Origin of the sequence: Roseivirga ehrenbergii, assembly GCF_001593005.1 — a bacterium.
Taxonomy (GTDB): Bacteria; Bacteroidota; Bacteroidia; order Cytophagales; family Cyclobacteriaceae; genus Roseivirga; species Roseivirga ehrenbergii.
Genome location: NZ_LQZQ01000004.1, coordinates 83,242 through 110,124 on the forward strand (window position 1 = coordinate 83,242; position 26,883 = coordinate 110,124).

Consider the following 26,883-nt stretch of genomic DNA (forward strand, 5'->3'; position numbering starts at 1 on the left):
CTATGCTTGCTCCAGCCATCAATATTGTAATACCGCTCTATAATGAAGAAGAAGTATTTGAAAAACTGATTAGTCGGTTGACCACCTTAATGGATTCATTTCAAAAGACTATTGAGGTTATTTTGGTAGATGATGGCAGTAGTGATAGAACTGCTGAGTTAATGACTGATTTAGCAATGAACGATCAGCGTTTTCAGTCCGTAATTCTTTCTAGAAACTTTGGACATCAAATTGCATTGAGCGCTGGTTTACAACAAATTACTGCCACCGAAGCTGTTTTTATTATTGATGCCGACCTCCAAGATCCGCCAGAGCTACTGGGAGAGTTTTATGAATATTATAAGCAAGGCTACGATGTTGTATATGCCGTAAGAAAAAACCGAAAAGAGAACTTCTTAAAGAAGTTTGCTTACAAATCTTTCTATAGGTTGATGGATAAAATTTCTTATATCCATATCCCTTTAGATACGGGAGATTTCTCTCTCATAAGTGCACGGGTAGCGCATTTGATGAACGAAATGCCCGAACAAAGCCGATTTCTGCGGGGCATGCGTAGTTGGTTAGGTTTTAAACAAATTGGAGTTGAATATAACAGAGAAGAGCGACAATCAGGAGAATCAAAATATACACTCAGAAAACTATTTCAACTCGCTTTTAATGGTGTATTCAACTTTAGTGAACTACCAATCAAGTTGATCACCAACCTTGGACTACTTACTGTATTTTCATCTATTTGCTACTTTCTATACGTAGTTGCAAAAAAATTAATTTATGGAAACGTTCCCGAAGGTTTTACTGGCCTCTTGTTCGTATTAGTTCTATTTGGAGGAATTCAATTATTATCGCTAGGTTTAATTGGTGAATATGTTTTGAGAATTTTCTTTCAAGTAAAACAAAGGCCATTGTTTGTGATAAAAGAAACAATAAAAGACAAGGAAAGAAAAACCACAGGCTTTAACCTAGAACACTCCGCGAATGAAATCTGACTACGAAATCACATATCATGATGTAGAAAGTGAACACTTTTGGTTTAAGGCCCGAAGAAGCTACATTTTACAATTATTAGAAGACTCTCCAAGAGACATTACCATTTTGGATATAGGTTGTTCATCCGGTATTCTATTAAACGAGTTAATAGACAAGGGCTTCGAGAGGGCTAATCTATACGGGATTGACATTAGCGAGAAAGCAATTGCCAATTGTAAGCGAAATAACATCCAAAACTCTTTCGTAATGGATGCTCAGGAAATAACTCTAGACAAAAGGTTTGATGTTATTATTGCCTCCGATTGTTTGGAGCATCTTAAAGACGACAAAAAGGCTTTGATCAACTGGCATAGCTTGCTAAAACCCAACGGCACACTACTAGTTTTTGTGCCAGCGTTTATGTCGTTATGGAGCGCACACGATGTATTTAACATGCACTTTAGGCGCTATACTAAGCCTGAATTAATAACTAAATTAAAAGAAACGGGCTTCAAGGTTCAAAAAGCCAGTTACTGGAATTTCTTCCTTTTTACACCCGTGTTTGTTTTCAGAACTTTAAACAGGCTGAGAAAATCAAAATCAGAAGACGCCAACGGTGACTTATCTCAACCCTCGATGTTCAATGAATCAATTTACAAATTGATAAACTTTGAGAACAAACTGTTGAAAAGAACAAATTTTCCATTTGGAGTAAGTACTTTCTGTATTGCCAAGAAGCTTGAAAGTTAACCTGAACTTATAACTCAACTCCCTTCAATCTCTTTACATAATTCATTATACCAAGCTTCTCCGTATTTACGGATAAGTGCATCTTTGAGAAACTTGTAAACCGGCACACCAAGCCTTTCACCTAAAGTACAGGCAGCAGAGCAAATAGACCAACGATCATAATTCAAGGCTTCGTAATGATCATATTTGGTAATTCTAATTGGATAGAGTTCGCAGGATATAGGTTTTTTGAAAGTGGTTTTACCATCGCGATAAGCCTGTTCTATTCCACATTTCAGAATGCCCTTTTCATCGTAAATAGAAAAAGCACATTCTCTATTGCCAATGGTAGTTGTAGAGTAATCTCCTTCAAAATCTATGATATAGGGACCTTCCTTTTCTATGGCCTTCAAACCTTCTTCACTCAGGTAAGGCTTTACCGCTTCAAGAGCATCTTCTAACTCCTTAAGCTCATGGTCTTCAAGCGGAGCTCCTAAGTCACCTTCCACACAGCAGGCACCTTTGCAAGCTTCAAGGTCGCATACAAAGAGTTGTTCCTTAATATCGTCACTAATTACTGCGTTTTCAACCAGAATCATACCTTATTTTACTTTTGGTATAGCAAGCATTTCAAAATGCTTTTTAAAATTCATTTTATCCTTCGAGAGCAAAATTCGATTGGCATTTGATTCAAAGCCATCTATACAATAGATATCATAATCATGTTTAGCCATGGAGTCATAGAGTTCTTCTCTTTCCACTTGCGTCAACCTTTTGTAGCATTCAGCCATAATATTTGGCCTATAAGTACTGATCAGGTCGGCCATGTCATTCAATATCTCTTTATCATAACCTTCCGCATCTACTTTTAGCAATGACAATTGAGACAATCTATCAGAGTAATTTTCATCAAGAAACCTTTTGAAATTTTTACCAAGCACATTCAGTTCATAATTGTGCTTATGTTTTCGGTTTTTTATTTGAGAGAGGAAACCACCGTTACAAAAAGATGCATCTGAATAATTAAAAACAAATTCGCCATCTTCTTCAGTTGCGGCAAAAGGAAGAGGAACAATATTGGTGTTATCTGGATTCAGCGCTGAATTCTTTTCAAGTATTTTATAAACATAAGGGTTAGGCTCGAGTCCTAACACTATTCCACTTTTACCAACTGCAAGAGCCATAGGCACGGTAGTATCTCCAGTATGTGCGCCTATATCTATGATCATTTCCCCATCTCCCGACAGCTCTTTATAAAAATCAATTTGAGCCTTTGTTACAAATTTTGGTCCTTCAAAAGGGTGGAGCCACTGGGCATACTCTACTTGACCATATCCATCGATGTCGAATTGTTTTATTTCATGGCCATACTCTCTAAATGTAGATTTAATAGCTTTTTTTTCCCTTCTCCTTTTTATAAAATTCAGCATGACAGTTGGTTTATTTCGCTCGCGATAAATTTAGATAAAATTAAACTAACTCTCTTTGTCGTCTCAACCTTTCTCACTCCGATTCCAACTGGTATTTACACCTTGATTTACTATTTTTGCCAAATCAATGTTCTGAAAAAATAATTCATTGATTAAATCTGAAGCTAAAAATTGTTTTCCGTTTCAGCATTTTTACGCTTAAGCTATATTTCAAACAAATCTTCCACTACCATATTTAAAGCTTTCCAATGAAAAACATTTGCTTTTTAAATTCTACCAGGTTTTGGGGTGGTGGGGAAAAAATTCATTTTGACTATGCTATAAAGTTTAGAGATAGAGGGTATAATGTTTGTTTTGCCGCAAGTAAAAGCAATCCTTTAGCGGAGAAAGCGTCCCAAAATAGCTTTCCTGTTTTTCACGTTACATTAAAGAACCTCTCATTCCTTAACCCAATAAAGTATTTAAGGCTAATTAGGTTTTATAAAAAACAGAACATTGATGTTGTAATAATTTCAGCTTCTCATGACACCAAAGTAGGTGCCATAGCTGCAAAGATGGCTGGTGTCAAAAAGATAGTACTGTACAGAGCCCTTGCTGCTCCAGTAAAAAATCGTTTTCTAAATAGACACTTGTATAAGAAAGTTTTTACCCATGTTATTGCCAACTCATTAGAAACCAGGCGAACCATGCTGTTGGAATTAACTAGCATATCGACAGATGATGTCGCTATTGTTTACCAAGGCTTAGATATTCAATCTATTGATCACCAAAATATCAATCGATTAGATTTTGGAAAAGATAAATTCATTATTGGAAACGCTGGACGACTAACCCGACAGAAGGGTCAACACCACCTTATTGACATAGCCAAACAGCTCAAGTCAAAAAACCTCAATTTTAAAATCATTATTGCTGGAGCCGGAGAGCTAGAGTCAACTCTAAAAGAACGAATAAATCATGAGCAGCTGACCAACGAAGTAGAACTCATGGGCTTCACCAATGATGTTAATAGCTTTATGCATAGTATCGATGTATTCGCATTAACTTCAGAGTGGGAAGGGTTTGGTTATGTACTAGCAGAGGCAATGATTGCCAGCAAACCACTTGTAGCATTTAATATTACCAGCAACCCAGAACTGATTCAAGAAGGTAAGAATGGCTTTTTACCGACCTATGGAGACACTAAGGCCTTTTCAGACCAATTACTCTTACTGGCAAACGACAAAGAACTCAGAATGAAAATGGGTATATCGGGCAGAGAAATTGTAGAAAAAAGATTTCAGCTTGATCAAATTATTAGTGACTTTGAAAAGTGCATAAAACAACCTACAACAAAAGTCACAACGTAATTTTTGGTTATGGATAGCATTAAAATAAGTGGCGTTATTATTACCTATAATGAGGAAAGTAATATTGCAAGATGTCTCAATTCCTTGATGGATGTATGTGATGAGATAATTGTGGTTGACTCTTTTTCTACAGATAAGACAAAAGAGATTTGCATTAAATACGATGTGGCATTTATTGAGCATGCTTTCGCAGGGCATATTGAGCAAAAAAACTTTGCTGTTTCTCAAGCTAAAAATAACGTGGTGCTCTCATTAGATGCTGACGAAGAACTTTCGGAAACACTTAAGCAAAGTATTTTAGAAGTAAAACAGAATTGGGCTACCGATGCCTATTATTTCAATAGGTTAACCAATTTTTGCGGTGCCTGGATTAAACATAGTGGATGGTATCCCGATGCCAAAACTAGACTATGGGATAAACGATATGGCACTTGGGGAGGAGAAAATCCGCATGATACAGTTATCATTACTTCCAATAAACCAAGAGTAAAATTAAAAGGTGATCTTTTTCACTACTCATTTCATCGATTAGAAGATCATGCCTTGAGGGCAGCCAAGTATGCGGAAATAGCTGCAAAAGCCATGCATCAACGAGGGAAAAAATCGTCAATAGGAAAGGCTATTGGGAGTGCATCCATACTATTTATTAAAAGCTTCTTCTTCAAGCTAGGGTTTCTTGATGGTTTTTATGGCATTGTTATATGTATAACCAGTGCGCACACTTCATTTCTAAAGTATGTGTACCTTCATGAATTGAATAAAAAATCAAAACATTAAATGAAAAACCTGTTACAATGCTTTCAGATTACAGCGCCTCACAAAATCCAAGTGCGCTATATAATGCTCTTGATTACAGCGTTGTATCTGTTCAATTTTCATGTAAATGACATCTGGACTCCGAATGAAAGCTTTTATGCAGAATCTGTCAGGGAAATGTTTGAAACTGGAAATTTTATTGATATTCAATATAACTACAGACCAAGGTACAATAAGCCTCCACTCACCTATTGGGCTATTGCTTTAAGTTCATCAATTTTCGGTTTAAATGAATTCGGAATTCGACTTCCAATAATACTTATGGCCTTAGGCTCCATTTGGCTTACATACCTTCTAGGAAAAAAACTTTACAGTCCCAAAGCAGGACTTTACGCAATGTGCATAATGGCAGTTAGCGTACAGTTGATTGCCGTCAAACAATATGCTTCACCAGAGGTTCCGCTAACATTTTTCTTTACCCTAACCATGTATTGGTTCATAAGGGCATATACTGAAAATCGAAACAAATACTATTATCTGGCATATATAGCCTTGGGGCTTACAGTACTTACTAAAGGCTACCCATATATCATTGTAATTGGGGGAATAATCGGCTTCTATCTGCTTTTGGATAACCAGTTCAATTTAAAAGTCTGGTTTAAAAAACTGCTCCAAATTAAACTTCATATAGGCCTCCCTATTGTTCTGATTATAGGCCTAAGCTGGGTGATTTATATGTACTTGACCTATGGTCAAGATTTTTGGGAAATTTTCCAACATGAAACATTTGAGCGAGCCTTTACACGAGATGAGAAAAGCATGAGGCCTTTTTTCTATGTTGAAGTAATTTCATGGACAATTCTACCATACTCCTTGGCTTTCTTTGTTGCACTAGGGTATTATCTATTTAATTATAAGAACATTAGAAAAGAACTAGGTTTTGCCTTTTCGTGGTTCCTTGTCATGTTCATTATTTTCACTGCTGCAAAAGGTAAAATACCAACCTATTTCATTCAGGCTCACCCACCAATGGCGCTAATTCTAACTGCCTTTCTAATTAATAAACCCGACATTAGTAAGCCATTTCGATTAATAAAACAGTACTCATTTCTTTTACCCGGACTCATAATTTTAGGAGCTTCTTTTGCTCTAGTTTATATTTTCTCACTTTCAGTTATATGGTATACAGTACCTCTATTATCTTCTGTCCTGATATTCTCTATTTTAAGACATCACAGAAAAAACGAGGTGCAGTCACAAATGATTGCCGTACCGTTCTATGCTATAATTGGGGCTTATATTCTGCTCGGGGCTTACTTAAAACCTTTAGAACAATTTAGACCTTATAAGGGTATTGGTGAAATTATAAATTCAAACGAGAATATTGATAAAGATACCCCCCTTCAAATTGATGGAACACTCATTCACAACATGCCTTTTTATGCCGAGCGCAAGGTAATAAGGCAAGACACTCTTGTTAATATCATTCAATATACCCAACCAACCTTAGCCCTAATAAGGGAAGAGCACATGAATGAATTCAAAGACGTAGAAGTTCTTTGGGAAGGCTATATATATGATTTTGCAAGTGAATCTCAGTTTGCCAAATTTATAAAAGCGAGCCTAAAGGCTGAAAAAGGTGACTACTCTGACTTTGCTGTTTTTAAATTAATCTATCGTCAATAGAGCTAGAAGAATTCTAATTCCAAGCCCAGATGTAACCCGTATCCTTTTTACTTTCCTCTTTCAGGTTCCATCCTTTTAGTTTTAAATACTTAACCAAAGCGTTATGATTTTCTGAAAAGTCATTACCATAATGAGTTTCAATACTTATCATTGAAATTTTCGCCAAGTCATTATCGGGCAGCGTATACAGAATAGCATATTCAGATCCTTCACAATCCAGCTTCAACAAATCTATGTTGTCAATATTGTTGGATCTAATCACATCAGATAAAGTAATAGTTTCAACATTGATTTCACTGGATTTCCCTCCCTCTTTAAAAACACCTGCCATTGTCGAAAATCCATCTATTGTACTAGTATATAAAGTTAACCCATTCGAATGGTCAGCAATTGCTTTATTCTCAATCACCCAATTAACGTCATTATACTCTTGTTGATATTCAAGTAGCTGAGCGTAATTAAAAGGCATTGGCTCAAATGCTATCACTTTAGCTTTAGGGTACTTTGAAAAAATATTAAGACTAAAAAAGCCAACATTTGCTCCAATATCAATTACCATAGGGGAAGCTGTTAGCCTCTTCTCTGGAGGAAATCCATCAAAGTAAATATTATCAAAAAAGCTTTCTTTGAACGGAGGAAGCATTTGGCGCTTAACGTTAATGTGAAAGCCATTTCTCATCTCAAAGTTAAATGCAGGCATTTTTGACGATTTAAAAACTAGGAACTCTTTCCAGTTCTTAAAATTACCGATGAGAGATCTATACCTCCTTACTTTACTCGCTACCTTCCCCATAATCTTAGTTTATAGCCCTTTAAAAACAAAAAAAGTCAGCCTAAACTGACTTTTTTTGTTCTATACCAATTTAAATTAATACCTATAATGCTCTGGCTTGTAAGGGCCTTCTACCGTAACACCAATGTACTCGGCTTGTTCTGGAGTAAGCTCTTCTAATTCCACTCCAATTTTTTCGAGGTGAAGTTTAGCTACTTTCTCATCTAAATGCTTTGGCAAAGTATATACTGCGTTTTCGTATGCGTCTGAATTTGTCCAAAGTTCCAACTGAGCCAAAGTTTGGTTAGTGAATGAATTAGACATTACAAACGAAGGGTGACCCGTTGCGCAACCTAAGTTTACCAAACGACCTTCAGCCAAAACGATAACATCATTACCATTGATGTTATATAAATCAACCTGTGGTTTGATCTCTATTTTGCTATTACCATGGTTTTTATTTAACCAAGCCATATCAATTTCATTATCGAAGTGACCAATGTTACAAACGATAGTTTTGTCTTTCATGGCTTCGAAATGCTTGCCTTGAATAATATTATAATTACCCGTTGCTGTTACCACAATATTAGCTCGAGGAATAGCATTCTCCATTTTTTGAACTTCATAACCGTCCATTGCTGCTTGAAGCGCGCAAATCGGATCTATTTCAGTAACAATTACTCTAACACCAGCGCCACTCAAAGAAGCAGCTGAACCTTTCCCTACGTCACCGTAACCAGCTACAACAGCAACTTTACCTGCAAGCATTACATCAGTAGCACGTCTGATTGCGTCCACTAATGATTCTTTACATCCGTATTTGTTATCGAATTTAGATTTTGTAACAGAGTCATTCACATTAATGGCAGGCATTGGTAATGTACCTTTCTTCATTCTTTCATAAAGCCTGTGAACACCCGTAGTTGTTTCTTCAGAAAGCCCTTTGATGTCTTTTACCAATTCTGGGTATTTATCTAAAACCATGTTGGTCAAATCACCTCCATCGTCAAGAATCATATTTAAAGGTTTACCACCTTCAAATGCAAACAAAGTTTGTTCGATACACCAATCAAACTCTTCATCGTTCATACCTTTCCAAGCAAAAACAGGAATTCCAGCTTTAGCAATTGCTGCAGCTGCATGATCTTGGGTTGAGAAAATATTACAAGAAGACCAGCTTACTTCGGCACCAAGAGCAGTTAAAGTTTCAATCAAAACCGCGGTTTGAATTGTCATATGAAGGCAACCAGCGATTCTAGCTCCTTTGAGTGGCTGTGAAGCACCAAACTCTTCTCTTAAGGACATTAAACCAGGCATTTCAGCCTCAGCTAGTCCAATTTCTTTTCTACCCCAATCACCTAGGGAAATATCTTTTACTTTGTAATCTAGTCCTGTTTCTAACATATCGTTTTTTATTTGCGCTGCAAAGATACTGCTTGTATTTAGAAAGTTCAAAATAAGCTAGTACTCAATACAAAAATTCAACCTCCTTAAAATCAAAGGACTGCACACCCTTTGTGGTTTCCATTATCAACCTACCTGTTTCTGCCACATCTATTATTTTACCACTAAAAACGTACTCTGTTCGATAATTTCTAAATTGCTGAAAACCAAAAAGATGTTGCAGATACTCTTCTCTTAATTCTTCTCTTTTTCCCGATCTCAATCTCAAATAATAGTATTCTATTGACTCAATCAGCTTTTCAAAAAGAATGGACAAATCAAACACCTTATTTACAACTTGAGACATAGAAGTTGCTTTTTCTAAGCCAAAACTCTTTTGGTTAACATTTACTCCAATGCCCAAAACCGCCCATTGAATTGAACTTTTTTGCAATATGTTTTCTATTAAGATTCCGGCTACTTTCTTCTCATTTAGAAGCACATCATTGGGCCACTTCACTTTCATATCTTGCCCATCCACACCGCCTTGTATCGCTCTCTGTACCGCTAATGAGGCAACCATATTCAAATAGAATTGATCAGAGGCTTGAAGGAAATTAGGTTTTAAAATAACACTTAATGTAAGATTAGAATCTGGGTCAGATTTCCAATTATTACCTCTCTGCCCCCGCCCCGAAGTTTGATGTCCAGCAATGATGACCACCCCCTCTCGAATGTCAGGTTTCTTAAGCATTTGCAAGGCAATATCATTCGTTGAATGACAACTTGGCATGTAAATCACTTCTTTCCCTAGAAATAAAGTTTTAGCAAGGATTTTGTACAACAGATTTTCGTAGTTTTGACTACAAATAAATAACAATTTAGACACAAAAAACTGAATGACTTCAGAAGAACTGAGCCAGATTATTATAAAGGGAATGGAAGAGCGTAAAGCAGAGGACATTAAGGTTCTTGACTTACGTGAAGTGAAAGGTTCGATTAGCGATTTTTTCATTATTTGCTCAGGCAACTCTGATACCCAGCTACAAGCCATAGCCGAATCTGTTGAAAAAGAGGTTAAAGAGGCACAAGGCGAACGTCCATGGAGAAAAGAGGGATTTACCAATAGGGAGTGGATTCTTCTCGATTATGTAAGCAACGTAGTACACATTTTCAAACGTGAAAAAAGGGACTTTTATGCCCTTGAAGACCTTTGGGGAGATGCTAAAGTGACCTCCATCGGATAACTCAAAAGTTCTTTAACTTTATGTGTTACTCCGCGTTTAAAGAAAGATTTAAATTTTATAAAAAATAAAAATGCCAGATAGTCCAAGAAAGAAGAACATCCTTCCAAAAGCAGGAGGCAAAAAGCCCAATAATCAAGTATGGATATTCATTTCCTTGATTATTCTTGTATTCTCAATTTCCATTTTCAGTAACCAAAGTACGGGCGTTATCATTACAATGAAGCGCTTTGAGGATATGGTTAAAAGCAATGATGTTCAAAGCGTTGTAGTTATTACCAATCAAAAAACGGTTGAGGTTACTTTAAAAAACGAAGCTCTTCAGAACGCTAAGTATAAAACTGAATTAGAAAACCAAGACTTCTTCAGTTTTGGCAGTCAAGGCCCTCATTATATCATTCAAAATATCTTATCGGCAGAAGATTTCAAAGATGACTATTTGTCTTTTGTTGAAAAGGAAAATATTCCAGAAGAGGAAGTTGTTAGAATCCAGTTTGAAGAAAAAACTACCTTCATTGAGATTCTTGGCTCATATGGTTTCTTAATCATCATCGTGTTGTTCTTTTGGTTAATGATGAGAAGAATGACAGGTAATTCTGGGCCTGGAGGTCAAATATTTAATATTGGCAAGTCAAGAGCCGCGTTATTTGATGCTGAAAATAAAGTGAAAATCACTTTTGACAATGTTGCGGGGCTAGATGAAGCAAAAGAAGAGGTACAAGAAATTGTAGAATTTCTTCGCAACCCTTCAAAATTCACTAAGTTAGGCGGTAAAATTCCGAAAGGAGCATTACTTGTAGGACCTCCAGGAACTGGTAAAACCCTATTAGCAAAAGCTGTGGCTGGTGAAGCTGGTGTACCTTTCTTCTCACTTTCAGGTTCTGATTTTGTTGAAATGTTCGTAGGAGTTGGAGCAGCGAGAGTAAGAGATCTTTTCAAACAAGCGAAAGAAAAAGCACCTTGTATTGTATTTATTGATGAGATTGATGCCATCGGTCGCTCAAGAGGGAAGGGGCAAATGCCAGGATCTAATGATGAAAGAGAAAACACCCTTAACTCGCTTTTGGTTGAAATGGATGGTTTTGCTACCGATTCAGGCGTAATTATTCTAGCCGCCACAAACCGACCTGATGTACTTGATCAAGCGCTTTTAAGACCAGGACGTTTCGATCGACAAATCAGTATTGATAAGCCAGATTTAGTGGGCCGAGAAGCCATCTTTAAGGTGCACTTGGCTCCAATTAAAATGGATAAAGACATTGACGCTAAAAAACTTGCCGCACAAACGCCAGGTTTTGCGGGTGCAGAAATTGCTAATGTTTGTAACGAAGCAGCTTTAATTGCCGCCCGAAGAGACAAAAAAGCGGTTGATATGGATGATTTTCAACATGCGATTGACCGTGTGATTGGAGGTTTAGAAAAGAAAAATAAGCTCATCTCTCCAGAAGAAAAGAAAATTGTGGCTTATCACGAAGCGGGTCATGCAGTGGCAGGCTGGTTCCTAGAGCATGCCGATCCATTGGTAAAAGTAAGTATTGTACCAAGAGGTGTTGCCGCTTTAGGTTATGCACAATACCTACCGAAAGAGCAGTTCTTGTATCAAACAGAACAGCTTATGGACGAAATGTGTATGACTTTAGGAGGTAGAGCAGCGGAAGAAATCATTTTCGGAAAAATATCTACTGGAGCGCTAAGCGATTTAGAACGAGTAACTAAAGTAGCATACAGTATTGTTACTGTATATGGAATGAACGAGAAAATCGGACATATTTCCTACTACGATTCTAAACAATCAGAATACAACTTTAACAAACCTTATTCTGACGCTACCGCGAAGACAATCGATGAAGAGGTTAAGAAGATCATTGACGAGGCTTATCAGCGCGCAATTAAATTATTAACAGAGAAGAAAGACAAGCTTGAAATTATAGCTCAGAAATTGCTCGAAAAGGAAATCATATTCCAATCTGATTTGGAAGGTTTGATTGGTAAAAGGCCTTTCGAAAAGCAAACTACATATGCTGCTTACACTTCTCCTAACGGTCAGAATAAAGAAAAATTAGCACCTGATACGGAAAAAGCTGAAGATATAGTAGATGCCGATTCTGATAAAATGGGTGATACTTCTAGTACAGAAGAAAACAAGTAATCTTTTGTAAAAAGAATAAAATTGAAATCAGGCCAATAGTGCCTGATTTTTTTATTTGTGAATACTTTGCAATTTTGACATTGCACTAACGTAGCCATGAACATCAAATTAGCCGCAGGCAAAAAAGCTTACTTCGCATCAGATTTCCACTTAGGAGTTCCTTCATTTGAAAAGAGCTTAGAAAGAGAACGGAAAATCGTCAGGTGGTTGGATATGGTTTCGGAAGACGCACAGACCATATTTTTAGTTGGCGATCTTTTCGACTTTTGGTTCGAATACAATTCAGTGGTACCAAAAGGCTTTACACGGTTTATGGGCAAATTGGCAGAACTAAGCGATAGAGGAATTGAACTTATTATCTTCACTGGCAACCATGATTTATGGATGTTTGGGTATTTAGAACAAGAACTCAACGCTAAAGTCATTAAGGCTCCAATTGATGTTATCATCAACAACTATTCAATGCTTGTTGGGCATGGTGATGGACTCGGACCTCATGACAAAGGTTATAAATCACTGAAGAAGATATTTACTAACCCCTTCTTTCAATGGTGCTTTCACAGGCTTCACCCCAATTTCGGGATTGGACTGGCCAATTATTGGTCTCGAAAAAGTAGAGCACAAGGGCATGAAAAAGAGCAAGAGTTCTTAGGAGAAGATGAATGGCTTTGGACATACGCTAAAAAGAAGGAAAGCGAAAAGCACAGGGATTTGTATCTATTCGGACATAGACACTTACCACTTGATTTAAAGGTGGGAGAAAACAGTAGATATGTTAACTTGGGGGAATGGATCAACAACTACACATATGGAGAGTTTGATGGCCAAAACTTCTATCTCAATACTTTTGAAGCTTAGACTCACACTATTCATATTGATCATTTGTCAGCTAACGGCATTTGCTCAAGACTGGAAGAGTTTAAAATCTATAAAGCTGAACAACCTTGCACACCAAGTCTCTATCGACCGTCAAGGAAACCTCTATGTATCTTCTCTAAACGGGGCAATAGACAAGTACAGCATAAATGGAGAGCTTCAATCGCATTATTCCCCAACTAAAAAGTCTAGTCCCCACATTATAGAAGCTTGGCAAGGACTCAGGGTTTTTGTCTTCTATAAGGATTTTCAAGAGTACTCATTTTTTGATAGGTTCCTCAGTGAATCTGAACGATACACATTCGGTAATCAGCTAGCAGTTAGTAGTGTAAGCCTTTCTACCATAGCTGCTGATAATAATATTTGGGTATTAAACGCACAAGAACTGAGTTTAAAAAAAATAGATACCAATAGCAATGAGGTAATCTCTGAAACTAATTTAAACCTAATTCTAAAAAACAAGACTCATGATTTTACTTACATTAGAGAATATCAAAATTTAGTCTTTATCAGCGACAGCAAAAATGGGCTTCTTGTTTTCGATAATATTGGTAACTACTTAGAAACACTTCCTCTCTTCAACATCAGCTTTTTCAGCTTTAAAGACTCTTCTTTAATAAGTATTCAAAATGGAAAGATGATTTATTTTGACATCTATACCAAACAAAAAAAAGAGGTCAGTTTACCTGACCCCTCTTACACTTTTGTTTTAATGGAAAACAAGCGAGTATTTCTTTTCAAAAAGGAAACCCTCGATATTTTTGAGTTAAACTAGTTCTGATTGTTCATCTCACCAGTATAAATATCTAGAATTAACTGGCGAAATAGAATCGTATATTTGGCTTGAACAAGCTGTAATTCACCTCGGTTCTTACCATTCAAACTTTGCAAATAAGTTACAAAGTCAATAGTTCCATTTTCATAGCGACTTTTAGCAAACTCAAAAGCCATGTCTAAGTTAATCATACTTTCTTTGGCTGCGGCATAGGAACTTTTGGCATTAGCTAAATTCAAATAAGCTTGTTGTATAAGGTTTGTCAAGTTGTTTTTGGCTTGAGTGAGTCCAATTTCGGAATTTAGCACCTGAATCTTACTTTGTTGAATTTGATTTCGATTCTGAAATCTATTGAATAAAGGAATATTCAAACTAAGGCCCGCAGACTTACTCCTGTTTCGATCGAATTGCGTTCCAACATCCAAAACTTGAACAGGCAAAATAAGATTGTTATTCTCATCTCTCAACTTCACGTTAGAAGACCATCCTGTACCATAACTTGCACTAACAGACAAGCTTGGCATCCAAGAATTTCGGGCAATCTTGAAATTTTTCTCCGATGCATCTAAACTCAACTTAGCCGCTTTCACAGATGGAGAAAAAGTCATGGACTTTTCAAAAATTCCATCATACTCTCCCAGTGCACTTTCTAATTCAGTATCATCCACCGATATTCCTTCAAATTCATAATCTTCTAAAGGGTCTAATAATAGTAGTTGAATCAAAAGCAACTTATTACTCTCAAGAGAGTTCTTTAAATTCACAATATTCAAATCTTGTTGAGCCACTTGTGAGCGGAAATTATAAACTTGTTCCATATTGCCCACTCCGGCTTTTTCTCTTTTCTCCTCTCTCTCCAATTGCTCATTAAGTAATTCTCTTGTCTGTTCCGCAATTTTCAGATTTTCTTCATTTGTAACCACTTGGAGAAACGAAGACACAATACTTGCTTCAACGGATTGGATATTACTCTTAATAGTCTCTTCTGATGCATCGTACAAAATCTTGTCTCTTTGCATACCTAATACATTAGAAAAACCATTAAATAAGGTTAATGATGACGATAGATATCCACTGCCTGATAATGTAGTAGTATTCACTAGAGACCCAGAAGTATTATCGAACTGAAGTCCTTCGTTCCAATTGTGTGAAGCTCCTGCGTTTAAAGACGGAAGAAAATTCATTTTACTTTGATCATAGTTGGCTTTAGCCGCAATCGCATTGTTCCTTGATCTTTTAATATCAAGATTATTATTCAAGGCAATCTGAATACATTCATCTAAAGTAAGTACACGTTGTGCCTTTACCGAAGTGATCAGAAACACTGTCAGAAATAGGGTGTAAAGTAATTTTTTCATTGTTCGAGTTTTCTATCCACAAGGCATTATTGACCATGCACGCTGCCTTAAAGCGTGTTTTAATTAGGCTCCGGAAAATCCGGAGCCCTTTCAGACACTTTGAGTTATATTTTAAACTAGAGAGTTTTCTTTCGAATTGATGTTCTCAGAAACAATCTGACCATCAAAGAGATTGATTACTCTGTGCGCATATTCTGCATCAGTTGCAGAGTGAGTTACCATTATCACGGTAGTTCCGTTTTCATTAAGGTTCGTCAAAAGCGTCATTACTTCCTGACCGTTGGTAGAATCCAAGTTACCAGTAGGCTCATCCGCAAGGATTAGGTTCGGCTTAGCTACAACCGCCCTAGCTACCGCTACCCTTTGTTGCTGACCACCTGATAATTGCTGAGGAAAGTGATCTTTTCTGTGCATGATCTGCATTTGTTCAAGCACTTCTTCAACGCGCTTTTTACGATCTGCGGCAGGGTATTTTAAGTAGATCAAAGGAAGTTCTACGTTTTCAAATACAGTTAGCTCATCAATAAGGTTAAAGCTTTGGAAAACGAAACCAATGTTTCTTTTTCTTAACTCTGCTCTTTGTCTCTCTGAGTATTTAGAAACCTCTTCATCATAGAAGTAAAACTCTCCTTCAGAAGGATTATCTAATAAACCAATAATGTTCAAAAGTGTAGACTTACCACATCCAGAAGGGCCCATTACGGCTACAAATTCGCCTTCTTTGATTTCAAGGTTTACATTACCCAATGCGGTAGTTTCTACTTCATCGGTGTAATAGAATTTTTTTAGACCTTTAGTGGTAATAAGATTCTTACTGTTTTCCATTTTAATAAAAGTTAAAGGTTGTTGTGAATTAATTTATACTATTTTTTGATTATCAGCTTATCTTTGTCTTCATAACCATCATAAGACGAGGTAATTACGCGCTCTCCAACATCTAATCCCTCAAGCACCTCGTATTGTCTTAAATTCTGATTACCAATTCGAATTTTTCTTCTTACTGCAAATTCTCCTGACGGATCGACTACAAAAATCCAGTTGCCACCAGTAGTTTGGAAGAAGGCTCCACGAGGAATCATAACTGCTTGGCGTTCCTCGCTCAATTGAAGTTTAACAGGCACTGTCTGCCCTCTTCTGATATTCTCAGGAATCTCTCCTTCAAACATCATTTCCACCTTAAATTGACCACTATTAATTTCAGGGAAAATTTTACGGATTACCAAACCATAATTTGAGCCTCCGAAATCGAAATTCCCTCTTAGCCCCAAGTAAACCCTGTCTAAATAATGTTGATCTACGCCTGCAACAATCTTAAAACCATCCAAGTCATCAATTTGAGCAATGGTTACTCCTGGGCTAACGTTTTGTCCTACTTCAAAATTTACAGTTGAAAGCAGTCCAGAGATTTTAGCGGTTACCCATAGGTTATTCAAGTTACCCTTTACTATTTCTAAACTCTCTTTTGTAGACTCTAGGCGCTCCTCATTTTGTTTGGTACTTGTTACCGCGTTTAATGAATCAAACCTAGCCGACTCAATTTCATTTACCCTTCTAGCCACTAATCGGTCATAAAGTCTTTTAGAGTTTAAAAATTCCTGTTCCGAAATCACTTTATCCGACCATAATTGCTGATTACGCTCGTAAGCATCTCTTGCCTCATCAATGTCAAAATCTAAATTAATGATAGAGGATTTCGATTGAAACAAACGTTGACGCAAACTAAGGTTTGTATTCTCAATGTCATTCCTTAATAGGTTCGCTTGAGTTTGCTCCCTAATGTAATTCATTTCAAGGTTGTCGTTCTCAAGCTTAAGAATAGTGTCGCCTTCCTCTACTTCAACACCACCATCTAAAAATTTCTCTGCTACATTACCCCCTACTATTGCATCAAGGTATATGGTTGTTTTCGGGTTGACCGTGCCCTCAACAGGAATAAATTCTTGAAATGCACCTTCTGTTACTTCAGCTACATTAATCTTATCTAACTCAACATTGAGTTTTGAGGATTTATCAGCAAAAATGAATACATAGGCAATTAGGGCGACAACCCCAGTAATACCCAGTATTGTAAAAATTCTTTTTGCGGTCCATACCTTCTTTTTAATCTTTCTGTCCATTGCCATTTTGAGTGATGTTTTCTTATCCGGCCAGTTTTTACCAACAAAGATGCCACAAACTCAACCCTCTGAATTACAACAAATTAACAACATTTAACAAATTCAAGTATCCTGAAAGGTGTACAATATTAGAACAAGGCTTGGTCGGAATCGAACAGTTTTGAAATTCTTGAACCCAGAGGATTGGGCATAAAAAAAGGCTCGATTTGGTCAGAATCGAGCCCAAAGGTCAAAAACTCAAAATATCTGAATTAACGTTTAAATTAATTCAAAACAACGAGTGCAATATATGACACATAAATCAATTTCACAACGCCAACACCCCAATAATTTATGTCACTACATAAATTTAGTTTAAGCGGTCTGCTAAGCGCCAGAAAATCAACCTACAAGCTTCCGAAAAAGCGTTTTATCAAATGCTTTAGTTTAAAAGCAAAATCTTACTAGCTTTATACTGTCCGAATTCAGTACATTTTTAGCACGATAACGGACACGTAATAACCTAAAAAGTCGCCTCAGCCATCACATTACTAGTTGGCACTATTATAGGCAGTAAAGAAGGCAAATACATTAAATTAGACACTAGTGGATAACGAACTCGGTAAAATATTAATCATAGATGACGATGAGGATGTACTCATTGCCGCCAAACTCCTACTTAAAAAACACGCCAAAGAAGTTATTATAGAAAAGAATCCTAAGAAGATTCCCTTCTTGATGAATAACGGCACTTATGATGTCATTCTGCTGGACATGAATTTCAGTAAAGACATCACTAGTGGAAAAGAAGGCTATTATTGGTTGGAGCAAATATTAGATGCAGACCCCTCGGCAGTCGTTGTATTAATTACCGCATTTGGTGATGTAGAAATGGCCGTAAAGGCACTGAAAGAAGGAGCTACCGACTTTGTACTAAAGCCTTGGCAAAATGAAAAACTCATTGCTACATTATCTACAGCGGTTAAATTAAAACGCTCTTATGCTGAAGTAGACAAACTAAAGAGTGCTAAAAAACAACTTGAAGACGAAATAAGTAAGCCTTTCAAAGACATTATTGGAAATAGCCCTGCCATGAAAAATGTCTTTTCCATCATAGACAAAGTAGCTGGTACAGATGCCAATGTTTTGATTTTGGGAGAAAATGGAACGGGTAAAGAACTTGTAGCGCGAGCCCTACATCAACGATCACTACGAAAAGACAATGTATTTGTGGGAGTCGATATGGGCGCCATTACCGAAACCCTTTTTGAAAGTGAGCTCTTTGGACATAAAAAAGGAGCATTTACAGACGCCAAAGAAGACAGAGTGGGCCGTTTTGAGGTAGCCAATGGTGGGTCTTTATTTTTAGATGAAATCGGAAATTTGAGCCTACCACTTCAATCAAAACTTCTTACTGCAATTCAACGCAGAGAGGTAACAAAGATTGGTTCGAATAAGTCAATGCCGATCGACATCCGTTTGATTTGCGCTACCAATATGCCACTTTATGATATGGTTCATGAAAATACTTTCCGCCAGGATTTACTTTATAGAATCAACACCGTAGAGGTGCATCTGCCACCGCTTCGTGAAAGACAGGATGATATTATTCTTCTTACGGAACATTTTGTTAAAGTGTATTGCGATAAATACCGCAAGGACAGAAAGAAAGTAGCTTCCTCTACCATGAAAAAGCTTCAGAAATATTCATGGCCAGGCAACATTCGCGAGCTACAGCACGCCATTGAAAGGGCCATTATTATGAGCGAAGGCAATACGCTAATGCCAGATGACTTCTTTTTCTTGGTTCAAAAACAAGACTCAGGAAATGAAACTGCGGAAAACTTCAATCTTGATGAAGTGGAGAAGAATGTTATTCTAAAAGCAGTAAACAAACATTCAGGCAATATTTCGAAGGCTGCTAAAGAGCTAGGACTCACGAGGGCTTCGCTTTATCGCAGATTAGAGAAACATGGGCTTTAAGAATCTAAGGTTTAACATCATAGCCCGAGTTATACTACTTACGGCCAGTGCTTTGTTACTGGCTAATTTAATCTATGGGTCGCAAAATCAGGTCAATATATTCTTTGTTAGCCTAGCAATTGTTGTTCAAGTCTATTTGCTTATTAGAGCAATTGAGAAAACCAATCGCGAGATTTCTGGCTTTCTTAACTCGATAAAATACGATGATTTTACTGCAACCTATCCCACCGAAGGCCACTCGGCTTCGGTTGATCAGTTGTATCAAGAGTTTAATAACGTAATTAAGAAGTTCAGAGAAATTAGGGCAGACAAAGAGGCTAACTACCACTACTTCAGAACTATAGTTCAGCATGTAGGGATTGGCCTTATCACTTTCAATAAAAAAGGAGATATTCAAATCATTAATAGCTCCGCTAAAAAGCTGATTGGGGTTGAAGCCATCCAGAATATTTTTGAACTCAGTAAGGTAAGTCCCAAGTTGGTTGAATCCTTGGTTAAGTTAAAAACGGGGGGAAGTGACCTTATTGAATTTACGCAAGACGGAACTCACATTCAGCTCTCAATTTATGTGATTGAACTCGTGCTTAGAGGCGAAGAATTCAAACTTGTTTCGGTACAAAACATTCAGTCTGAATTGGAGGAAAAAGAAATGGACGCTTGGCAAAATCTGATAAGGGTTTTGACACACGAAATCATGAACTCTGTAACTCCACTTTCTTCTTTAGCCGCAACAGTAAAAGACAATTTAGTGGACAATATCGAAGATGATGTTCCTATAGAAAAAGATGAATTAGAAGACATCTATTTGGCGGTTCAAACCATAGAAAGAAGAAGCCAAGGCTTGATACGGTTTGTTTCTGACTTCAGGAACCTAACCAAAATACCTCAGCCAAAAGTGGCTACTGAAAGCGTAGCCAAAGTTTTAGAGCATATTCAAGTATTGTTTAATCATGAATTGGCTGCAAAAAACATCAAAATCAGTTTTAGCATTGAGCCGGTTAACTTAGCCTTTAGCATAGATAAAGAGCTAATAGATCAGGTGTTGATCAATATTCTTCAGAATGCGGTACATGCCTTGGAAGAATCCACCAATGAAAAGCATATTATGGTTCGTGCTTTTGTCAATGAATATAACCGACCTACCATTGTAATTAGAGATAATGGTTGCGGTATTGACGAAGAAGCTTTGAGCAAAATCTTTATTCCTTTCTTTACTACTAAAAAACAAGGGTCAGGAATTGGCCTAAGTTTATCGAAACAAATCATGAGAAAACACGGAGGCGGTATTACAGTAAAATCTGTTATGAATGAGGGCACTGAATTTACCCTTAGATTTTAAATTTTTGGCTAAATCGACTATCTTCCGAAAATATTCCTTTAGAGACCTACCAATGAGTGAGATTCAAGAAAAAATCACAAAAATTCTAGTCGATAAAATAGGTATAGCGCCTACTGAAGCTACAATTGACGCAAACTTTATTAAAGATTTAGGTATAGACTCGTTGGACTATGCTGAACTCGTAATGGAATTTGAACAGACTTTTGAGATCAGAATTCCGGACAGCGATGCTGAGAAGTTGCAAACGGTTGGGCAAACAGTTGAGTATATCCAAAAAAAGGTAAACCAAAATTAATCCAGGGTCAGGTTAAGCCTGTATTACCAAAAAACATCTCATCCCTCCTTTAAATATTAATTCCATAAAACCACGGTGACAATGGAGTCAAACTCAATTTGTTAATTGAGTCATACCCCTTTAACCCGTGAAGAATAACTGCAAAACCATTGTTATTTCTGATGTTCACCTAGGCACCAAAGGCTCAAAGTCTAAAGAACTTGTCAGATTCCTAAAACAGTATCAATGTGAAAACTTGATACTCAACGGAGACATTATTGACGGCTGGCAACTCAAAAAGTCAGGCCAATGGAAAAGAAAGCACACTCGCTTTTTTACCAGCATTCTTAAAATGATTGAACAAGAAGGGACTAAGGTTACCTACCTTCGTGGCAACCATGACGATTTCCTAGATCAAATTCTCCCCTTCACAATGGGCAACTTGACCATTAAAAGGGAAATGGTGTATGAATCCTGTGGAAAGAAGTTCTTGATTGTTCACGGAGATATTTTTGATTCTATTACACGCCAGTTTAAATGGATAGCTAAGCTTGGAGATGTTGGCTACACTTTTCTTTTATGGCTAAATCGACAATACAACTATCGAAGAGTTAAAAAGGGGCTTCCTTACTTTTCTCTTTCTCAGGCAGTAAAAGGCAAGGTAAAACAGGCCATAAAATACATTGATGATTACGAAGAGCAACTTTCTGCCATGGCCAAATACCGAGAATGTGATGGTATTATCTGTGGACATATTCACCAACCAGCCATAAAAGAAATTGACGGCATTACTTATCTCAACTCTGGAGATTGGGTAGAATCACTCACCGCTTTGGTCGAAGATTTTAATGGAGAATGGAGTCTTGTCTATTATTCTGAAACCCAAAAGGCAGAAAGAAAACAGAAAGATCTAGAAACACTATATACTAAGCCCATCCAGATCACTGGCCTATTCGAACATGGTAAGTTGAGTCCTAAAACTAAAATTGGATAAATGAGAGCACTCTTTATAATACAAGGGGAAGGACGCGGTCATATGACTCAAGCGCTAGCTTTATCACAAATATTGACAGAAGCCGGCCATGAAGTAACTTCCATGATCATTGGCACCAATAAAAGACGCGAAGTACCGGAATATTTCAAGCAAAAATCTAATACAAAAATCCATACGGTGGTTAGCCCAAACTTCTTTTATGATAAAGGAAAAAAGTCTATCAACTTATGGAAAACAGGGCTAGTAAACAGCTTAAATATTCCACAGTTTTTGGGTCAACTCCGAAAGATCAACCAGATTGTAAAAAGTGAACGGCCCGATGTCATTATTAACTTCTATGATATACTCGCAGGCATGTACTTTGGAATCTATAAGCCGAAAGTAAAAAGAATCTGTATTGCCCATCAGTATTTGGCCGAAGACAGTTCTTTCCCATTTGCCGAAGGTTCGCCACTTCAAAAACGGTGTTTTCTGCTTACAAACAAACTAACATCACTCAATACCCATAAGAAAATCGCCTTATCATTTCGCGATATTAAACCTGATTCTAAAACATTAACCATTGCTCCTCCACTACTTAGGGAAGAAATATTCAACCTAACTCCACGCAAAGGAGATTTCATTTTGGCCTATGTAGTAAACCCCGGCTATGCTTATGACTTAATGGAATGGCACAAGCAGAACAAGAAAATTCGACTGCATTGCTTTTGGGATAACTTAGATCAAAAAGACGAATGGTCACCTTGGAAAAACATCACCTTCCATCATATTAATGACCAAAAATTTTTGAGCTTTATGAAAGACTGCTTGGGTTACGTTTCTACGGCAGGCTTTGAGTCCATTTGCGAGGCCATGTATTTAGGTAAGCCAGTAATGATGGTGCCCGTTGAAAACCAATATGAGCAAGCCTGCAATGCACTAGATGCCGTAAAGGCTGGCGCAGGAATTACCAACCATCAGTTTGTGCTGGATCCATTCTTAAAGTACCTCTCAACACACACAACAGAGTCAACTGATTTTAAACATTGGATGGGGCTGAATAAAACTATCATTCTTGAAGCACTTGAAGCACGAGCCGAATTCCCGACAAAAAAATTAACACTAATCGCAAAACCTCTCTTTTCTCAGTTGTCATCCATATTGCATTCGTAAAGCAGAACTTATGAAGTATATTGAAACCTCGAGGTAGACATTTGTGTTCTACCCTCGAAATCAGAAAGGAATATATGCTTACTTGGATTGACGTAATCAAATTTGCCAATAACGGCAGCCCAGCACCCGACAGAAGGGTGGAAAAAACAGAGGACGAATGGAAGGCCATTTTAACTCCATCACAATTTCAAATCGCCAGATTAAAAGGCACCGAAAGGGCTGGAACAGGTGAATTCTGCGAACGTCACGAACCCGGATTATACGGCTGCGTTTGCTGCGACACTCCTCTATTCGACTCAAGATTAAAATTTGAATCAGGCTCTGGCTGGCCAAGTTTTACACAGCCCGTAAAAGAAAATGCCATTAAGTACGAAAAGGACACGTCCTATGGAATGGTGCGCGTAGAAGTAATGTGTAATACTTGCGATGCACACCAAGGCCATGTTTTTCCTGATGGCCCTGAACCAAGCGGGTTGCGCTATTGTATTAATTCAGCTTCAATGAAATTGATAGAAGAAGACAAAACCGAGGCCACAGCCATTTTAGGCGGTGGTTGTTTTTGGTGTACCGAAGCTGTTTTTCAACGGGTAAAAGGAGTAGAAAAGGTAGAATCAGGCTATTCAGGTGGAACCATTAAAAACCCAACTTATAGAGAAATTGGAACGGGAAGAACAGGACATGCGGAAGTGATTAAAATCACTTACAACCCAGAGATTCTACCCTATGCCGATTTACTGCGCATCTTCTTTTCCACCCACGACCCTACTACTTTAAACAGACAGGGGTATGACCAAGGAACACAATATAGGTCGGTAATTTTCCACCAAGACGAAGAAGAAAAGCAAATAGCAGAAGCTGTAAAAGCAGAAATGAAAGATTACTTTGACGACCCTGTGGTGACAGAAATTAGTCCGCTTACGGCCTATTACCCAGCCGAAGGAGATCATCAGAACTATTATAATGAAAACAGGGAACAGCCTTATTGTAGGGCAATCATCGACCCGAAAGTTCAGAAATTACGAAGCATGTTTAAAGACAGGCTGAAAGACGAAATATAAACACCGAGGCTTCACTTTAATAAGTGGAGCCTTTTTTATTCCCCTACCTTCTCCAACACCGTAAAATTTCGTAACAGCCGATGCCCTTCTTCGTCAACTACAGTGATAATGTGTTCTCCGGCTGGTGGTGTTAAGGCGAGAACATGATTCCCTTGAGTGGTTCCTAAATAGACATCATCTAAATGCCAATGCAACTCACTATTGGGTTTACGATGAGCCACTTCAAACACTACTTGTTCCCTTTCGCCTTCTAGATTTATGGGAATATACACCTGCGCATCGGGTTCTGGATATACCATGTCCATCACTTCCATATCCAAGCTTTCACCAAAGCAATCGCTTCGCAAAGGAGGAAGTTCTTGATAGGTTGGGTTACGTTTTTTATAATATAGCGCTTGTTTAGGCGGAAGTACAAACCAGTTGGTGCTGATCATATCCACGACTGGTTCGCAATCTGAATTTACACGGTAATTCTTAGTTTTATCAAGGTGTACCCTTTGGTGAAAAGGGCTTGCCATGGTATTCAGCCCAACTTTCGGAATTAAAACGGTATCCACTTGAATAGAATAAGGTGAGGCCAAATAACCACTTTGACGGTCTACTGGGGCATAAACCATTTCTGCCATAGGCGGATTAAACCAAGTAGTTTCTGGCAGCACATCAAAAATATCGAAGAGAATTGGCGCTGCCGCTTGAATGCCCGTGAGGCCAGGTCGGCCTTCGCCATCGGCATTTCCCACCCAAACGCCTACTACATATTCAGGAGTTACACCTATTGCCCAACCGTCTCGATAGCCAAAGCTTGTTCCTGTTTTCCAAGCAATTTTCTTGGCGCTAGAATACAGTTTCCATTGAGCATCATCACCCGGACGATACACTTCCAGCATGGCTTTAAAAGTAAACCAAATAGAAGAAGCGCTTAACTGTTTATTGTTCTTCAGTTCAATGTTTCCGTTGATCTGTTTTTCCGAAACATCTTTTTTATTCAACAATGAACCTTGAACTTTAAACTTTGTGCCATCATAATTCGCAAATTCAAAATCGCTTTTCTCATAACGCTTTTCGGGAGTCCGCCCATTAAACCGTGTGAGCGTACGCACCATTCCTGCATAAATATTCGTCAAGTCCCAAAGAGTGCCTTCTGAACCACCCAGAATCATTGACAGGCCATAATGACTAGCGGGCTGAGTTAGCGTAGTCATGCCTAAACCTTTCAGCTTTTCATGAAAACGAGGGTAGCCATAATCTTGAAGCATATGAACCGCAGGAATATTGAGCGACCTCGACAAAGCCATATCGGCATGTACTGCGCCATCGTATTCACGTGTAAAATTCTTAGGAACGAAGTTCTTAAAATACACTGGAACATCGGGCAAAAGCGATTTTGGCAACATCAAACCTTCATCCAATAGTGAAGCATAGAGTATGGGTTTGAGTAAACTGCCTGTGCTCCTTGGGGCTTGAATCACATCGACTTGTTGACCAGTTGACGATGCACCTTCCTCATACACATTCCCTATATAGGCCTTTACTGTATTGCTGCGAACGTCCAACACAATTGCCGAAGCGTTTTCAATTCCATCGAGCCTCAATAGTGCATTATGGTTTTTTACCACTCGGTCTACTCGCCTCTGTAAATGTGCATCTAATGTAGTTTGTAATCTTTGGCCTTCCTTTCCATCCTTGACACCTTTGTCCAGCAAGTGCAAAGCTTCAATTGGAACATCATTGGGTTTAGAAGGAATGGGTTCCTCTTTGGCCAATTCAAGGCTGGTTTCGTCAAAAAAACCTTCATCATACATTTTATCCAAAAGGCGATCGCGTTTGGCTTTTAAAGGAGCCGTATTTCTACCTGGATAAAGTAATGAAGGTTGATTGGGAAGTACTGCCAACAGTGCGGCTTCGGCCCAACTTAAATCGTTGGCCCTTCTGCCAAAGTAGCGCCATGAGGCTGCTTCAATTCCCACAGTATTCCCTCCAAAAGGGGCGTGTGAAGCATACAGTTTCAGAATGTTTTTTTTGGAATATCGAAGTTCAAGTCGAGTGGCCAGAATCATCTCCACCAACTTTTCATATACGTTGCGCGACTTCCCTTTTCGGTACATCCGTATCACCTGCATGGATAAGGTACTGCCTCCACTCACCACAGATCTAGCCTTTAAGTTCTGAACCATGGCCCTGCCCATGGCCAAAGGATTTACTCCGGGATGGCTATAGAAATATTGATCTTCGAAAGTAAGTAAAGCCTTCTCGTATTTATCAGAAATGGAATCTACTTCTGGAAACCGCCATTGGCCGTCCCTTGCAATTCGGGCAGAAAGCATTTCTCCATTTTCGGCATTCAGCACCGTTGCGTATGGATCGTTAAAAAGTGTTTTAGGCAAACAGACATAATACGCAGCAGACAATAGTACCAAAAGCACTACGATTGAGTAACGGTATTTCTTGATCTGCTTTTTCATTCGGTGAGGTAAGACCTGACAGGTTTTTGAAACCTGTCAGGTCTGCTTTTCT

24 protein-coding genes are annotated in these 26,883 nt (G+C 38.0%); 15 read left to right on the plus strand and 9 right to left on the minus strand.

Translation table 11 applies throughout. The features are described from left to right. Positions 1-2 precede the first annotated feature (2 nt). Both MB14_RS05420 and MB14_RS05425 read left to right on the plus strand, forming a co-directional pair. A complete protein-coding gene (locus MB14_RS05420; RefSeq protein WP_062590302.1) occupies positions 3-986 on the plus strand; it encodes a glycosyltransferase family 2 protein in 984 nt (327 codons plus the stop codon). After that, on the plus strand, positions 976-1,716 hold the full coding sequence (locus tag MB14_RS05425) for a class I SAM-dependent methyltransferase (protein WP_062590304.1): 741 nt from the start codon (positions 976-978) through the stop codon (positions 1,714-1,716). Before MB14_RS05420 ends, MB14_RS05425 begins: the two co-directional genes overlap by 11 nt. A gap of 14 nt (positions 1,717-1,730) precedes the next feature. Here MB14_RS05425 and MB14_RS05430 read toward each other — a convergent pair whose 3' ends face one another. Both MB14_RS05430 and MB14_RS05435 read right to left on the minus strand, forming a co-directional pair. Then, positions 1,731-2,294, minus strand: a complete 564-nt coding sequence (locus tag MB14_RS05430; protein ID WP_062590306.1) for a DUF3109 family protein — start codon at positions 2,292-2,294, stop codon at positions 1,731-1,733. A gap of 3 nt (positions 2,295-2,297) precedes the next feature. Then, positions 2,298-3,125 carry an FkbM family methyltransferase gene (locus MB14_RS05435; RefSeq protein WP_062590308.1) on the minus strand — a complete coding sequence of 276 codons (828 nt, stop codon included), beginning with the start codon at positions 3,123-3,125 and terminating at the stop codon, positions 2,298-2,300. A gap of 248 nt (positions 3,126-3,373) precedes the next feature. Here MB14_RS05435 and MB14_RS05440 point away from each other — a divergent pair, with 248 nt between their 5' ends. The 3 genes from MB14_RS05440 to MB14_RS05450 are packed head-to-tail and all read left to right on the plus strand — an operon-like array spanning position 3,374 to position 6,916. Next, positions 3,374-4,474: a glycosyltransferase gene (locus tag MB14_RS05440; RefSeq protein WP_062590311.1), complete on the plus strand. Its 1,101-nt coding sequence runs from the start codon at positions 3,374-3,376 to the stop codon at positions 4,472-4,474. A 9-nt stretch (positions 4,475-4,483) separates the two neighbouring features. Then, complete coding sequence (locus MB14_RS05445; protein ID WP_062590313.1) at positions 4,484-5,251, plus strand: glycosyltransferase family 2 protein; 768 nt, start codon at positions 4,484-4,486, stop codon at positions 5,249-5,251. Continuing rightward, the gene (locus MB14_RS05450) at positions 5,252-6,916 is read left to right on the plus strand and encodes an ArnT family glycosyltransferase (RefSeq protein WP_062590314.1); all 1,665 of its coding nucleotides are present in this window, start codon (positions 5,252-5,254) and stop codon (positions 6,914-6,916) included. Positions 6,917-6,929: 13 nt separating this feature from the next. On the opposite strand, the gene MB14_RS05455 is transcribed toward MB14_RS05450, so the two are convergent. The 3 genes from MB14_RS05455 to MB14_RS05465 form a co-directional block, all read right to left on the minus strand. After that, positions 6,930-7,709: an FkbM family methyltransferase gene (locus tag MB14_RS05455; RefSeq protein WP_084375970.1), complete on the minus strand. Its 780-nt coding sequence runs from the start codon at positions 7,707-7,709 to the stop codon at positions 6,930-6,932. A 75-nt stretch (positions 7,710-7,784) separates the two neighbouring features. Next, positions 7,785-9,092, minus strand: coding sequence for an adenosylhomocysteinase (gene ahcY / locus MB14_RS05460; RefSeq protein WP_062590328.1), 1,308 nt, complete (start codon positions 9,090-9,092; stop codon positions 7,785-7,787). 64 nt (positions 9,093-9,156) lie between these two features. After that, positions 9,157-10,086 (minus strand): biotin--[acetyl-CoA-carboxylase] ligase, encoded by a 930-nt coding sequence (locus tag MB14_RS05465; protein ID WP_311316237.1) that lies wholly within the window; start codon positions 10,084-10,086, stop codon positions 9,157-9,159. Here MB14_RS05465 and rsfS point away from each other — a divergent pair. From rsfS to MB14_RS05485, 4 genes are all read left to right on the plus strand, one after another. Continuing rightward, positions 9,971-10,318, plus strand: a complete 348-nt coding sequence (gene rsfS / locus MB14_RS05470; RefSeq protein WP_062590332.1) for a ribosome silencing factor — start codon at positions 9,971-9,973, stop codon at positions 10,316-10,318. The genes MB14_RS05465 and rsfS overlap by 116 nt on opposite strands. Before the next feature lie 70 nt (positions 10,319-10,388). Continuing rightward, positions 10,389-12,464 (plus strand): ATP-dependent zinc metalloprotease FtsH, encoded by a 2,076-nt coding sequence (ftsH, locus tag MB14_RS05475; protein WP_062590334.1) that lies wholly within the window; start codon positions 10,389-10,391, stop codon positions 12,462-12,464. 96 nt (positions 12,465-12,560) lie between these two features. Beyond that, the gene (locus MB14_RS05480) at positions 12,561-13,322 is read left to right on the plus strand and encodes a UDP-2,3-diacylglucosamine diphosphatase (protein ID WP_172796101.1); all 762 of its coding nucleotides are present in this window, start codon (positions 12,561-12,563) and stop codon (positions 13,320-13,322) included. After that, entirely contained in the window at positions 13,312-14,115 is an 804-nt protein-coding gene (locus MB14_RS05485; protein WP_132644080.1) for a hypothetical protein, read from the plus strand. The genes MB14_RS05480 and MB14_RS05485 overlap by 11 nt, the downstream gene beginning before the upstream one ends. On the opposite strand, the gene MB14_RS05490 is transcribed toward MB14_RS05485, so the two are convergent. From MB14_RS05490 to MB14_RS05500, 3 genes are all read right to left on the minus strand, one after another. Beyond that, positions 14,112-15,473 carry a TolC family protein gene (locus tag MB14_RS05490; RefSeq protein WP_062590339.1) on the minus strand — a complete coding sequence of 454 codons (1,362 nt, stop codon included), beginning with the start codon at positions 15,471-15,473 and terminating at the stop codon, positions 14,112-14,114. The two genes, MB14_RS05485 and MB14_RS05490, sit on opposite strands and share 4 nt — an antisense overlap. 111 nt (positions 15,474-15,584) lie before the next feature. Then, positions 15,585-16,298 carry an ABC transporter ATP-binding protein gene (locus MB14_RS05495; protein WP_053222831.1) on the minus strand — a complete coding sequence of 238 codons (714 nt, stop codon included), beginning with the start codon at positions 16,296-16,298 and terminating at the stop codon, positions 15,585-15,587. 38 nt (positions 16,299-16,336) lie between these two features. Continuing rightward, positions 16,337-17,590 carry an efflux RND transporter periplasmic adaptor subunit gene (locus tag MB14_RS05500; RefSeq protein ID WP_157716544.1) on the minus strand — a complete coding sequence of 418 codons (1,254 nt, stop codon included), beginning with the start codon at positions 17,588-17,590 and terminating at the stop codon, positions 16,337-16,339. 585 nt (positions 17,591-18,175) lie between these two features. On the opposite strand from MB14_RS05500, the gene MB14_RS05505 reads away from it, so the two are divergent. The 6 genes from MB14_RS05505 to MB14_RS05530 all read left to right on the plus strand — a co-directional run bounded on the left by MB14_RS05505 (position 18,176) and on the right by MB14_RS05530 (position 24,369). Then, entirely contained in the window at positions 18,176-19,552 is a 1,377-nt protein-coding gene (locus MB14_RS05505; RefSeq protein WP_053222833.1) for a sigma-54-dependent transcriptional regulator, read from the plus strand. Beyond that, positions 19,542-20,891, plus strand: a complete 1,350-nt coding sequence (locus MB14_RS05510; protein ID WP_062590341.1) for a sensor histidine kinase — start codon at positions 19,542-19,544, stop codon at positions 20,889-20,891. Before MB14_RS05505 ends, MB14_RS05510 begins: the two co-directional genes overlap by 11 nt. Before the next feature lie 52 nt (positions 20,892-20,943). Continuing rightward, on the plus strand, positions 20,944-21,186 hold the full coding sequence (locus MB14_RS05515; RefSeq protein ID WP_053222977.1) for an acyl carrier protein: 243 nt from the start codon (positions 20,944-20,946) through the stop codon (positions 21,184-21,186). Positions 21,187-21,313: 127 nt separating this feature from the next. After that, a complete protein-coding gene (locus tag MB14_RS05520) occupies positions 21,314-22,159 on the plus strand; it encodes a UDP-2,3-diacylglucosamine diphosphatase (RefSeq protein ID WP_062590342.1) in 846 nt (281 codons plus the stop codon). Then, complete coding sequence (locus MB14_RS05525; RefSeq protein ID WP_062590347.1) at positions 22,160-23,311, plus strand: glycosyltransferase family protein; 1,152 nt, start codon at positions 22,160-22,162, stop codon at positions 23,309-23,311. 74 nt (positions 23,312-23,385) lie between these two features. Continuing rightward, positions 23,386-24,369: a bifunctional methionine sulfoxide reductase B/A protein gene (locus MB14_RS05530; RefSeq protein ID WP_062590350.1), complete on the plus strand. Its 984-nt coding sequence runs from the start codon at positions 23,386-23,388 to the stop codon at positions 24,367-24,369. A 35-nt stretch (positions 24,370-24,404) separates the two neighbouring features. On the opposite strand, the gene pbpC is transcribed toward MB14_RS05530, so the two are convergent. After that, on the minus strand, positions 24,405-26,831 hold the full coding sequence (gene pbpC, locus MB14_RS05535; RefSeq protein ID WP_062590352.1) for a penicillin-binding protein 1C: 2,427 nt from the start codon (positions 26,829-26,831) through the stop codon (positions 24,405-24,407). Between the last annotated feature and the right edge of the window lie 52 nt (positions 26,832-26,883).